General features: G+C 72.1%; 8 protein-coding genes and 2 pseudogenes. 5 read left to right on the top strand and 5 right to left on the bottom strand.

What is annotated here, in order from left to right:
* The 4 genes from OO48_RS26030 (at nucleotide 1) to OO48_RS26015 (ending at nucleotide 4,711) form a co-directional block, all read left to right on the top strand.
* On the top strand, nucleotides 1-1,044 hold the full coding sequence (locus OO48_RS26030) for a (R,R)-butanediol dehydrogenase (RefSeq protein ID WP_033220475.1): 1,044 nt from the start codon (nucleotides 1-3) through the stop codon (nucleotides 1,042-1,044).
* Entirely contained in the window at nucleotides 1,041-1,802 is a 762-nt protein-coding gene (locus tag OO48_RS26025) for an SDR family oxidoreductase (RefSeq protein WP_033220473.1), read from the top strand. The genes OO48_RS26030 and OO48_RS26025 overlap by 4 nt, the downstream gene beginning before the upstream one ends.
* Nucleotides 1,803-1,898: 96 nt before the next feature.
* Nucleotides 1,899-2,903 carry an aldo/keto reductase gene (locus tag OO48_RS26020; protein ID WP_033220471.1) on the top strand — a complete coding sequence of 335 codons (1,005 nt, stop codon included), beginning with the start codon at nucleotides 1,899-1,901 and terminating at the stop codon, nucleotides 2,901-2,903.
* A 542-nt stretch (nucleotides 2,904-3,445) separates the two neighbouring features.
* Complete coding sequence (locus tag OO48_RS26015) at nucleotides 3,446-4,711, top strand: RICIN domain-containing protein (RefSeq protein ID WP_425338585.1); 1,266 nt, start codon at nucleotides 3,446-3,448, stop codon at nucleotides 4,709-4,711.
* Between the two features lie 130 nt (nucleotides 4,712-4,841).
* Here OO48_RS26015 and OO48_RS26010 read toward each other — a convergent pair whose 3' ends face one another.
* The 4 genes and pseudogenes from OO48_RS26010 to OO48_RS25995 all read right to left on the bottom strand — a co-directional run bounded on the left by OO48_RS26010 (nucleotide 4,842) and on the right by OO48_RS25995 (nucleotide 11,008).
* On the bottom strand, nucleotides 4,842-7,238 hold the full coding sequence (locus OO48_RS26010) for a ricin-type beta-trefoil lectin domain protein (RefSeq protein WP_081952381.1): 2,397 nt from the start codon (nucleotides 7,236-7,238) through the stop codon (nucleotides 4,842-4,844).
* 207 nt (nucleotides 7,239-7,445) lie between these two features.
* The gene (locus OO48_RS26005) at nucleotides 7,446-8,966 is read right to left on the bottom strand and encodes an arabinofuranosidase catalytic domain-containing protein (RefSeq protein ID WP_051732809.1); all 1,521 of its coding nucleotides are present in this window, start codon (nucleotides 8,964-8,966) and stop codon (nucleotides 7,446-7,448) included.
* Between the two features lie 383 nt (nucleotides 8,967-9,349).
* Nucleotides 9,350-9,669 (bottom strand): annotated as a pseudogene (locus OO48_RS26000) (NAD(P)(+) transhydrogenase (Re/Si-specific) subunit beta); the annotation flags it as partial.
* 607 nt (nucleotides 9,670-10,276) lie between these two features.
* Nucleotides 10,277-11,008: an SDR family oxidoreductase gene (locus OO48_RS25995; protein ID WP_033220467.1), complete on the bottom strand. Its 732-nt coding sequence runs from the start codon at nucleotides 11,006-11,008 to the stop codon at nucleotides 10,277-10,279.
* A 70-nt stretch (nucleotides 11,009-11,078) separates the two neighbouring features.
* Between OO48_RS25995 and OO48_RS25990 the strand changes: the two genes are divergently transcribed.
* Nucleotides 11,079-11,936 (top strand): LysR family transcriptional regulator, encoded by an 858-nt coding sequence (locus OO48_RS25990; protein WP_106970415.1) that lies wholly within the window; start codon nucleotides 11,079-11,081, stop codon nucleotides 11,934-11,936.
* 188 nt (nucleotides 11,937-12,124) lie between these two features.
* Here the strand turns inward: OO48_RS25990 and OO48_RS35780 are convergent.
* Nucleotides 12,125-12,454, bottom strand: a pseudogene (locus OO48_RS35780) (transposase family protein); the annotation flags it as partial.
* Nucleotides 12,455-12,670 lie beyond the last annotated feature (216 nt).

The following is a 12,670-nucleotide window of genomic DNA, read 5'->3' as shown; positions in this document are numbered from 1 at the left end:
ATGTCACTCGCCGTCCGCTACACGGCTGCCCGGACCCTGGACACGGCCGCGGCCGAGGTCCGCCCACCGGGCCCGGGGGAGGTGGAACTCGCCCCCGCCTACGTGGGTGTCTGCGGGACCGACCTGCACGTCTTCCACGGTGACCTGGACGCCCGGGTGCAGGCGCCCGCCGTCCTCGGGCACGAGATGTCCGGCCGCGTGGTGCGGGTCGGCCCGGGCGTCGAGGGCTGGCGGCCCGGTGACGCCGTCACCGTGATGCCGCTGCGCTGGGACGGCACCTGCCCGGCCTGCCTGAGGGGCCACCAGCACGTCTGCCAGCACCTGGACTTCATCGGCATCGACTCCCCGGGTGCGATGCAGCAGCGGTGGACCGTGCCCGCCGCCACGCTGGTCCGGCTGCCGGACTCCCTTCCGCTGGACCGGGCCGCGCTGGTGGAGCCCACCGCGGTCGCCGTGCACGACGTGGGCCGTGCCGGAGTACGGGCAGGTGAGAACGTCGTCGTGGTCGGCGGCGGCCCCGTCGGCGTGCTGATCGCCCTGGTCGCGCGGGCGGCGGGCGCGCGGGTGCGGGTGGCGGAGCCGAGCGCCCACCGGCGGCTGATCGCCGAGGAGTCGGGGCTCGACACGTGGAACCCGGCGGTCGAGGACGTGCCCGCTCTGGTCCAGGAGTGGACCCGGGGCGCGGGTGCGGACGTCGCCTTCGAGGTCTCCGGTGCGCCGGGCGGCGTGGACACGGCCGTCGACGTGCTGGGCGTGCGCGGCCGGCTCTGCCTGGTGGCCATCCACCCCCGCCCGCGCGAGGTGGACCTGCACCGCTTCTTCTGGCGCGAACTGACGCTGGTGGGCGCCCGGTTGTACGACCGCTCCGACTTCGAGGGGGCCGTCGCACAGATCGCCGCGGGCACCGTCCCCGCCGAGCGGCTGATCAGCAAGGTCCTCCCACTCGCCCAGGCCCCGGCCGCGTTCGAGGCGCTGGAGGGCGGCGACGTGATGAAGGTCCTCCTGGACTGCACCGACGACGACACCCGGGGAGCCGCCGCATGAGCGCCTTCGACCTCACCGGCCGGCTCGCCGTCGTCACCGGCGCGGGCCGGGGCATCGGCCGCGCCACGGCCCGCGCACTGGCCGGAGCCGGCGCGGACGTCATCGGCGTCAGCGCCTCGCTGGAGGCGTCCGGCAGCGCGGTGGAGGAGGACGTCCTCGCCGCGGGCCGCACCTTCGAGGCGATCCGCACCGACTTCGCGGACCCCGGCGCCGTCCGCGCGCTCGGTGCCGACCTCGCCGCACGCGAGCGCCCGGTCGACATCCTGATCAACAACGCGGGGACGATCCGGCGCGCACCGGCCGCCGAACACCCGGACGCCGACTGGGAGCTGGTGCTCCAGGTCAACCTCGGCGCCCAGTTCGCGCTGACCCGGGCGGTGGGGGCGAGCATGGTGGCGCGCGGCCGCGGGAAGATCGTCTTCACCGCGTCGCTGCTCAGTTTCCAGGGCGGCATCACCGTCCCCGGCTACACCGCCGCCAAGCACGGCATCGCCGGCCTGACCAAGGCGCTGGCCAACGAGTGGGCCCCGCACGGCGTCAACGTCAACGCGATCGCGCCCGGGTACATCGCCACCGACAACACGCAGGCCCTGCGGGAGGATCCGGTGCGCAGCCGGTCGATCCTGGAGCGCATCCCCGCCGGGCGCTGGGGCAGCGCGGACGACCTCGCCGGCGCCACCGTGTTCCTGGCCTCGGACGCCGCCGCGTACGTCCACGGCGCCGTCCTCCCCGTCGACGGCGGATGGCTCGCCCGGTGAACGCCGACCCGCCCGCTGCCCGGCACACCGACCCGGCTGCCGTCCGGCGCCGAACCGCACGGCCTGTCCCTCCCGCCGGAACCGAGGAGCCCTGCCTTGCGCGTACGGAAGATCAACAGCACCACCGTCACGGTCACCGAACTCGGCTTCGGCGCCTCCGTCATCGGCAACCTCTACCGGGCCACCTCGGACGAGGACGCGGCCGCCGCGGTCGAGGCGGCCTGGAACGGCGGAATCCGGTACTTCGACACCGCACCCCACTACGGCCTCGGCCTCTCCGAACGGCGCCTCGGCGCCGCCCTGCGCGGCCGCGCCCGTGACCAGTACGTCGTCTCCTCCAAGGTCGGCCGCCTCCTCGTCCCCAACGAGCACCCGCGGGGCACGGACGCCGACGGCTTCGCCGTCCCCGACGAGCTGCGCCGCCGGTGGGACTTCAGCCGCGACGGCGTGCTGCGCTCCATCGACGCCACCCTGGAGCGCACCGGCCTGGACCGCCTCGACGTCGTCTACCTCCACGACCCCGACGCCCACTGGCCGCAGGCCGCCGACCAAGCCCTGCCCGCCCTCGCCGGCCTCCGCGACCAAGGGGTGATCGGCGCGATCGGCGCCGGCATGAACCAGTCCGCCATGCTCGCCCGCTTCCTGCGCGAGACCGCCGCCGACGTGGTGATGCTGGCCGGGCGCTACACCCTCCTCGACCAGTCGGCGCTGGACGACGTGCTGCCCGCCGCCCGCGAACACGACAAGAGCGTGGTCGCCGTCGGCGTGTTCAACTCGGGCCTGCTGTCCCGGGACCGCCCCACGCCCGGCCTGACGTACGACTACCGGGACGCGCCCGCGGACCTGGTGGACCGCGCCCTCGCCATCGCCGAGGTCTGCGAACGCCACGGCACCACCCTGCCCGCCGCCGCCATCGCCTTCCCCCTCACCCACCCCTGCGTCGTCAACGTCACGCTGGGGATGAGGGACCGGCAGCAGGTCGAGCGGAACGTGGAACTCCACCGCCGACCGGTGCCCGACGGCCTCTGGGACGACCTCCGCGCCCGGGGGCTGATCAGGCCCGACACTCCGAGCCGGGACAGCGCGGAGAGCGCCGGGTGAGCGCCGCTCCGGCCAGCCGGCAGCCCGAAAGCTTCACGCGCCCGGTGCCGCGGCCCGAGCGCGGCCCGCCCCGCGCGGGGCCGGGGCCGTCTCCTGCGCCCGGGCCCGCCCACCAGGCACGCCGCCCCGCCCGGTTCCCGGGATTCCGCCCCCGCCGGGGCCCGGGCGGTGGTGCCGGGGCGCCGAGCGCGGTGCCCGGCCGTCCGGGAGGAGGTTGACGCCGCGTCAGGAACGTGTGCACGCTGCTGCCGCCGCCTTCCCGGTCCCTCGCCCGTCCGGAAGGAGCGCCCTCCCCGCAAAGTCGTCGGCGCTGACGCCCGCCGGATTGTTAGCGCTCACACGCGGGAGGCGCCCGCAGCGGCAGCCTGCGTTCGAGGTCGGCCCCCGCTCGCTCGAACCGTTTCCACCGGACCGCGGAAGATCCGCCGTCCGGCGCCCTGAGCTCCTGTCCACCCACAGTGAAGGAAGAGCCCGTGAAACGCAGATCCCCGTTCACGCCCGTGCTGGCCACGGCGGCCGTCGTCGTCGCCGTGATCAGCATGATGCTGGGCCCCGGCTTCAGCGCGAGCGCCGCGCCGGTCGCCGCCGCCGCGGCCAGCGGCGGCTGTGGCAAGGCGCCGTCGCTGGCGAGCGGCGCCCGCACGATCACCAGCAGCGGCCAGACCCGCAGCTACATCCTGCGGGTCCCCGCCAACTACGACCAGAACCACCCGTACCGGCTGGTCTTCGGATTCCACTGGCGGGGCGGCACCGCCAACGACGTCGACTCGGGCGGCACCGACGGCTACAACTGGTCCTACTACGGCCTGCGGCGACTGGCGGACGCCGACAGCAACGGCACCGTCTTCGTCGCACCGCAGGGCTTCGACAACGGCTGGGCCAACTCCAACGGCCAGGACATCGCCTTCGTCGACGACCTGACCAGGCAGCTCGAAGCCGGTCTGTGCGTCGACACCACGCAGCTGTTCGCCGCCGGCTTCAGCTACGGCGGCTCGATGAGCTACGCGCTCGCCTGCTCCCGGGCGACGGTCTTCCGTGCGGTCGCGGTCTACTCCGGGGCGAACCTCAGCGGCTGCGGCGGCGGCACGCAGCCGATCGCCTACATGGGGCTGCACGGCCTCCGCGACGACGTCCTGCCCATCTCCCTGGGCAGGGGGCTGCGTGACCAGTTCGTCAGGAACAACGGCTGCACCCCGCAGAACCCGCCCGAGCCGGCCCCCGGCAGCCTCACCCACGTCGTCACCGCCTACTCCGGGTGCAGGTCCGGGTACCCGGTCGTCTGGGCGGCGTTCGACGGCGCGGGCCACGACCCCGGTCCGATCGACGGGTGCACCTGCGACGGCTGGCGCACCTGGACCTCCGGCGAAGTGTGGAAGTTCTTCAGCCAGTTCGGCTCCGGCACCCCCACCCCGCCGCCCATCGGCCAGGAGGTCGTGGGCCAGGCGTCGGGCCGCTGCGTCGACATCCCCGGCTCCGCCACGAGCAACGGCACCCAGGCCCAGTTGTGGGACTGCCACGGCGGCACCAACCAGCGCTGGACCTACACGGCGAGCAAGCAGTTGGTGGTGTACGGCAACAAGTGCCTGGACGCCTCGGGCCAGGGGACCGGCAACGGCACCGCCGTCGTGATCTGGGACTGCAACGGTCAGGCCAACCAGCAGTGGAACGTCAACTCCAACGGCACCGTCACCGGAGTGCAGTCGGGCCTGTGCGTGGACGCCGCCGGCACGGGCACGGCCAACGGGACGAAGATCCAGCTGTGGGCCTGCTCGGGCGCGGGCAACCAGCAGTGGAGCCTGCGCAGTTGAACGCCCTCCGCCCGCCCCCCGTCTCGGTGACGGGGGCGGGCGGAGGCGACCGGCGAGGAGGTCAGGGGGATCGGTCAGCCCCCGGCGTCACCGTGGGTGAGCCGGTGGGGGAGCCGACCACGCGGCCGGTTCAAGACCACGTCTGGTTGGACTGGCCGTTGCAGGACCACAGTTCGACCAGGGCGCCGTTGCTGGTGGAAGCGCCGGTCACGTCGAGGCAGAGTCCGGACTGCACGCCGGTGACGGTGCCGTCGGAGTGGAAGGTCCACTGCTGGTTGCTCTGGCCGTTGCAGCTCCAGACGGCGACCTTGGTGCCGTTGGTGGTGCCCTTCGCGTAGGCGTCCAGGCAGAGCCGGTTCGTCCCGTCGTAGACCGTCAACTCCCCGGCCGCCGTGCGGGTGAAGGTCTGGTTGGCCGCGCCGGTGCAGTCCCAGATCTGGGTTTGCGTCCCCGGGGTGGTCGACGCGTTCGGTACGTCCAGGCACTTGCCCGCGCCCAGGGCGTGCACGGCTCCGGTGGGGCCGCCGCCGCCGTCCGTCGTCCCGGCCTGGGCGATCACCTGCTGCGCTCCGGACGGCCAGTTGACCCCGCTGACCTGCACGTTCCCGGTCAGGACGTTGTTGTGCGGAGCTCCGGTGGCGACCTGTGTGGCGCCCCCGTTGTACCAGTTGCCGGAGAAGGTGGAGTCGCTGGTGTTGTTGCCGCCGCTCGCGTTGGTGAAGGCCCAGACGCCCGAGTCCTGGACCACGTTGCTGCTGAGGGTCTCGTAGCGGGAGCCCTCGTCGAGGTAGAGGCCGACGGTGTTCTTGTTGTCGTAGACGTAGTTGTGGTCGATGCTCGTGCCGGGGTCGGCCGACAGCGTGTAGATGCTGCCGCCGTCGTGGAACACCTTCTTGGTGCCGTGCACCTTGTTGTAGCTGACGACGGTGTTCTTCAGGGTCGTCGCCGTGGTGTAGACGGGCTGGTAGTTGTAGAGGCCGCGGTTGCGGTAGTCCTGGCTGCCGCCGGCGTCGTTGGCCCCCCAGCCCCATCCGACGTCGATGCCGTCGTAGGCGAGGTTCGACACCTCGTTGTGGGTGATGACGGCGTGGGTGACGTAGGTCGAGAGGATCCCGGCCATGTCCTTGTAGTCCTTGGCGACGTCGCTGATCCGGTTGCCCTGGATGGTGATGTTCTGGTTCGTCATCGCGGCGTTGGACGGGTGGTGGGCGTCGGGCTGCACGCCGCCGACCACGATCCCCGCCCCCGAGTCGTCGGTGAACGCGTTGCCGGAGACCGTGATGTTCGAGGCTCCCAGGCCGACGCCGGAGGCGTGGGCGTCGGCGTCGTTGCCGATGCCGAGGCCCACCTGGCCCAGATGGGAGAAGGTGTTCCCGGAGAAGGTGAGGGAGGCGGCCGCCGAGACCTGCACGGCCGCCGGCACCTGGTTCCAGCTGTTGCGGGCGGCCTCGAACAACTGGCACCCGGACTGGCAGGACGTCATGAAGTCCGCGGGCTGGGTGTAGGGGCGGGCGAGGAACGCCCCGCTCTGCTGGTCGGCGTAGCCGACGGAGGTGCCGGGCTGGAGCCAGGTGGTGTGCTGGAAGCCGATGCCCTGGAAGGCGATGTCGTGCACGGGGTTGGTGTAGCTGCCGCTGATCTGCAGCAGGGAGGTCAGCCGCGGCAGTTCGACGTCGTGGGCGGGTGCCGACCAGCCCGCCGGTGCCTTGTAGTACAGCTGGCCCGCCTGCGGGTCGAGGAACCACTGTCCGGCGGACTTCAGGAACGCGTAGGAGTTCTCCAGTTGCAGCGACCCGCCAGCGAAGGGCTTGGCCAGGGTGTCGTAGCCCCAGTTGTTGTTGTTCCACGCCGGCTGCTGCATGGTGACGGCCGTTCCGCTGATGGACTGCACCGGGGCGTAGCGGTCGGTGAAGGAGTTCTGGCTCTCCAGCTCGATCCGGTTCTGCTGCGGCAGCGTGGCCAGGTAGTTCAGCGCCGGGTTGACGATGGTCATCCCGCTGCCGGTGATGCTCACGTCGCTGCGCGAGATCGCGATCGACGCCCGCGGCGCCAGCGTCCCGTCGACGTACAGCTGCCGGGAGTCGGCACCGGTCGGGACCGGTGCCGCGTAGATGTTGTTCGCGGCGTCCTTCAGCGTCCAGCCCGTGACCCGCTGACCGCCCGACCACACCGGGCTCGCACCCGGCGCGGCCTGCCAGATCACCTGGTGGCCGTTGCTGCCCGAGTCGGCGCTGCCGAGCGTGAGCGGCGCGGTCAACCGGTAGGTGCCGTCCGCGAGTTGGACCACGATGTCACCGGTCATGTTCCCGTTGACGGCCTCGACGGAGGTCTTCGCCTGGGTCAGGGAGCACGGGGCCGAGACGGAGCACGCGGTGCCGCCGCCGGTCGGTGAGACGTACAGGGTGGTCGTCGTCGCCGCGTGCGAGACGGCGGCGGGCGCGACCATGACGGCGCCGAAGGTCAGGGCCGCGACGAGGGCCCCTCTCGTGCGGTCGGGCGCCGGAAGGCTGTGTCGGTCGGGCTTCATCGACTGCTCTCTCCTCGCGTGGTGGGGGCCGGCGCCTCGCGGGGCGGAGGGCCGGGCGGGAGTGGTGGGAGCACCGTCCTCACCGAGCCGTCCCCGGCGGTGGCGGCCGGGGACGGGTCCTCGTGTGCGCGGGGCCGGGCCGGCCCGCCCTGAGCCGGGCCGGGCCGGGCCGGGCGAGGCGGGGCCGGAACGCGGGTCGCGTCCGGCTCAGCTGCGGGCCCACTTCTGGTTGCCGGCGCCGGTGCACTGCCACAGCTGGACCAGGGTGCCGTTGGCGGTGCCGTAGGCGCTGACGTCCAGGCACAGACCGGACTGGACGCTGGTGACGGTGCCGTCGGCGTTCAGGTTCCACTGCTGGTTGGTACCGCCGTTGCAGTCCCAAACGATCGCCCGGGTGCCGTTCGCCGTGCCCTTGGCCTCGGCGTCCAGGCACTTGCCGCCGAACACCCGCAGCTCCTTGGCGGTGGTCGGCGTCCACTGCTGGTTCGTGCCGCCGTTGCAGTCCCACAGCTCCGTCTGGGTGCCGTTGGCCTGGTTGCTGTTCGGGACGTCCAGGCAGCGGTTGGCGCTGGTACTGCGCAGCGGGGCGGCCGCGGCCCCGCCGGTGCCGCCGTAACCGGCGGCGGTGATGCTCGCCTGCACCGCGTTCTCGGTCGCGTCCGAGGGGAAACCGGCGGTGATGGCGCCCTCGAAGAACTCGCCCTGGCCGGTGGGGCTGTTGTCGCCCCCGGTTCCGAGCAGCAGGGAGCTGTCGGTCTTCATGGGCGAGTAGCCGTTGGGCAGCGCACCGGAGTAGGTGGTGGTGAGCCCGCCGCTCGCGGCGTTCCCGTACTTCAGGGTGAAGTTGCTGGTCCCGTTGTTCTTCTCCAGGGCGCTGACGAACGGGTAGTGGACGCCCTGGTTGTTGGGGTCCTTGTTGGAGCCCGTGTTGGTGTGGAACATCCCGTTCTCCAGGTCGGCCTCGACCCAGGGGCCGGTCCCGGTACAGCCGCCGAACCAGCAGGCGTTGCCCCAGTAGATGGCGTTCATCGTGGCGTTGCCGGTGTCGGTGTGGCTGTTCTCGCCGCTCCCGTAGTCGAAGCAGCACCACTGGTTGGTGAGATTGGAGGAGGTCACCATGTAGATGCCCTCGGGCTGGGAGCCGGTGGGAGCTCCGTTGGCGTGGTCCACGCGGTAGCCCACGCCCGGCGTGACCTTGACGCCGAACACCTGGTGCCCGCCCGCGGTGACGGGCAGCGCCGCGGCGTCGGCGCCGACGTCGGCGCCGTTCGGGCCCGGCCCCTTCCAGTAGCCGCCCCACGAGATCGACAGGTCGTTGTGCCGACTGCTCTGGTCGTAGATCTTGGTGATGGTGCACGAGGTGCCGGCGCAGAACGACGTCTGGGCCGACGCGTCGGCATAGCCGCCGACGGAGAGCAGGCCGACGTCGTGGGACGTGTGGTCGGACCCGCGTTGGACCTGGTAGAGCGGGCCGTTGTAGCCCGCGAACAGCGCCCGGGTGGTGGAGTGCGCCGCGATGCAGGGCGTGCCGCCGGTCGCGTAGAGGTCACAGGGCAGGGCCGCTGCCGCCGCGGCCTGGGCCGCGGCAGGGTTCGCCCCGGCGGCGGGATCGCTCGCGGCGGCCCGGCCGCCGAGGGCGGCCATCGCCATCGCGAGGACCAGCAGCAGCACGGCGGCCGGGCCGACCGGGCGTAAGCGGGTGGGGACGGAGGGCGTGCGGTGGTGCATCGGAAGCCTCCTTCGAGGAGAGGGGCGAAGTGCGGAGCAGGAGCAGGAGCAGGAGCAGGGCCGGTGGTCGGGGCCGACTCGTTTCGTCGGCCTCCGCCATTGGTACGAAACTTTCAAGCCGATGGATCAGTCTCATGTGCGGGAGCGCACCGCTCGGCTGCTGTCCGGACGCCTCGTAGGGCGGCCGCCAGACGCGAGGACAGGCAGGTGCGGGCCAGTCGTTGATGCAATGTGAGCGCTAACAACGAAGGGTGGGTCTCAACCGGTGTGCACTGCTCGCCGTACGGGGGTGTCCAGCGCGGCGAAATGAGACTGACACATATGTCGGTGGTACTTCAAGAGACGTGCACCCCAAGCCTTCGGCAAGCACGGAGCGGGGCGGCGACGATGACCTGCTCGGCCTCCCGCACCTTGAGCACGGGCATGCCGATGACCGGACCGGACAGGTCGCCCAGGGCGGCCGGGTCGACGGTGTCGTGGGCACCGACGACCAGGACCACCGAGGTGTCGGCGACGCCGCCGTGGATCTCGTCCATCTCCAGGACGACGTCGTACAGCACCTGCGCCTCGGCCGGCAGCACGTGCACGTGCCGGGCGGCCGACCGGCTACCGGGGGTGGACGCCGGAGCGGACCTCGATGCCGCGCTCGCGCAGGCGGCGGACCCGGCTCCGCGACCGGGTGCTGGGCCCGGACGACGACCATTGCCTGGCTGCACCAGTCCGAGCGGCTGCGCACCCGCCACGAGCAACGCGTCGACTTCCACCAGGGCCTACTCGAACCCGCCTGCTCGGTCACCTGCCTGCGGCGTCTGCGGGCGGCAGCGCGAAATGACCGGTAGCAGGTGGTGCGGCGTCAGGAAAGCGGGTAGCGCGGGCAGCGCGGCCGGGCCGCGAGACGACTGGAGCGGCGCCTCGTCCCGACATCGAGCTGGTCTTCCTCCTGCCGACCTACGGATCGTGGCTGAACCGGATCGAGTCCGAGTTCGCCGCCCTGCGCTGCTTCGCCCTCGACGGCACCGACCACCGCAGCCACGGCGAACGGAACGCCGCCATCGGCGCCTACGTGCGCTGGCGAAATGCCCGCACCGAACCGAAGACCGGCTTTGCCCCCGACGCACCCATCCGCACCTGGACCGAGTACCCGGCCAAGGCTGCCTGAGGTGCGCTACCCTTCCGTCGGCCGTTGCCGGGGCGGTCCGGCTGGGTGACCCGGGCGCTGCGGCCCGTCGGGCGCCGGCGCGGTCTCCGGCTCGCCCGTCCCGTCCGGGCCGACCCCCACCACCCCGTCCCCCGGTTCCCTGGCAGGCAGCTCACCAGGGAACCGGGCCGTGCTCGTCGAAGAAGCCGCCGGTCGGCCCGTCATCGGGCAGCGTGGCGAGCCGGACGACCACGGCCGCGCCATCGGCCGCGGTGCGGGTGAGGCCGGGGAACGCGGTGGTCAGGTCGGTCGCACACGGCCCCGGATCGGCGGCGTTGACCAGGATGTTGCGGCTGCGCAGTTCCTTGGCGTACTGCACGGTCAGCGAGTTGAGCGCGGTCTTGGACGGGACGTACGCGGCCAATGAGGGCCGGGTCGTGAAGTAGTCCTCGGGATCGGTCATCCGGGCGATGGAGCCCAGTCCGCTGCTGACATTGACGATCCGGGCGGCGGGGGAGCGGGCGAGCAGCGGCAGCACCGCGGTGGTCACGCTGATCACGCCGAACACGTTGGTCTCGAACACCTCGCGCACAGCGGTCAGTTCGACACTGCCAGGGCTCTGGGCGGCGAGGTCGCCAGAGATGCCGGCGTTGTTGACCAGGATGTCCAGCCGGCCGAAGCGCTCCTCGATCCAGCGGGCGGCGGATAGGACGCCGGCGCGGTCGGTGACGTCCAGGGTGACCGGGTGCACCCGCGGGCCCAGGTCGGCTGCGGCTGCCGCACCGCGGTGCGGGTCGCGCGAGGCCAGCAGGACGTTCGTGCCGAGCGAGGCGAGCCGGGCTGCGACCTCGCGTCCGATGCCCTTGTTGGCACCGGTGACCAGGGCAGTCGTGGTTTCTGTCATGCGTTCAGCCCACCACGGGGGCGGCCGGGAGTTCCAACACCGATCAGGTAGGCAGCGATACCGTGCGGGTATGGAAAGACTGGAGGTCCGCGAGCTCGTCTACTTCACCGCTGTCGCCGAAGAACTGCACTTCGGTCGGGCGGCCGCCCGGCTGGGGATGGCCCAACCGCCGCTCTCCCGCGCCATTCGGCAGCTCGAACGACGGCTGGGCGTAGCCCTGTTGGAACGTGGCAGTCGCCGGGTCGCACTGACCGAGGCGGGGGCCGTCCTGCTCCGCGAGAGCCGTACGGTGCTCGACGCCGCGTCGGCCGCGGCGCGCCGCACCCGGCGGGCCGGCCGCGCCGACCCGCGGCTGGTCCTGGTCATCAAGCCGGGCGGCGACGGTGGCCTGCTGCCCGCGATCCTCGACGCCTACCAGGCTGAGCCGGGTGCGCTGCCGGTCGAGCTGGTGTGCAGCTTCGGCGAGCGTGAGATCCTCCTGCGGGAGGGTCGTGCCGACGCCGCCCTGCTTCACCGCCCCCACCACGACCTCACCGGCCTGGACACCCAGGACCTCCTGACCGAGACCCAACTTCTCGTGATGCCGAGTTCGCACCGCCTCGCGGGCCGTACCCGGGTCTGCCTGAACGACCTCGCCGAGGAGCCCCTGCCACGCTGGCCGGGCGCATCCGAGGGCGGCTCACCCGGACCCGAGGTCCACGACCTTGGGCAGCTTCTCCACCTCATCGCCTTGCGCCGCATGGTCGCCGTCCTCCCCTCCTCCATCCGCGGCCAGCTCCGCGACGACCTGGTCGCCGTCCCAGTCGATGATGCCGAGCCCACCACGCTCGTCCTCGCCTGGCCCGAGCGCGCCACCTCCCCGGCCCTGGCCGCCTTCGTCCGCGCGGCCGCCGCCGTGGCGGGCAAGGCGACGGGCCACGGCGGGTAGAGCGGGGAGACCCGCGGGGTGGGAGGCGCCCTCGCCCATGCTCGCAGGCGTGCGAACACTCCAGGACGCCCTCACGGCCACCGTCGAGATCACGCCTGGAGGCAGAACGATGCGGGCACCGGACGGCGAACCAATTACGCGGTCGACAATCCGAGCCGAGCCACTAGGGTCGGTTGCGAAAGTGCTGGTCACAGCCACTCGTTGATGGCGGTGACCGGCACTGTTGCCTCGTAGCGCACGGCCAGCTTGTCGTATCGGGTGGCCACCGCGCGGTGTCGTTCCAGCCGGTTGATCCCGCACTCCACCGCGTGGCGCTCCTTGTGGTCCTCCTTGTCGAAGGTCGGTGGCCGGCCGCCTCGGGAGCCGAGCTTCTTGCGGTTGCGGACCTGGTCGGCCTTCTCCGGGATGGTGCACTCGATCCTGCGTCTGCGCAGGTAGGAGCGGTTCGCCCGGGATCCGTAGGCTTTGTCGGCGCGGACCTTGTCGGGTGTGGTGCGTGGCCGTCCGGGGCCGGTTCGTACTTCAGCTGTAGAGCGTGATCTTCATGTCTGGGATGCGGCTTGTCGCCGGTAGTGACTGGTGCGTGAACGTGCTTGGTGGCGGCGGCGCCAGTCGGACCAAACAAGCCGGTGGGCCGCGTCGCGGACGGACCGGACGACGAGCGCGGTGAACAGACGGCAGATCTCGTTGCAGGACAGCGGGATCAGGTCGTCCGGCGAGGGCCGGTGTGCGTG

Origin of the sequence: Kitasatospora phosalacinea (assembly GCF_000716545.1) — a bacterium.
GTDB classification, from domain to species: domain Bacteria; phylum Actinomycetota; class Actinomycetes; order Streptomycetales; family Streptomycetaceae; genus Kitasatospora; species Kitasatospora phosalacinea.
This window is presented reverse-complemented; position numbering and strand designations above follow the sequence as displayed.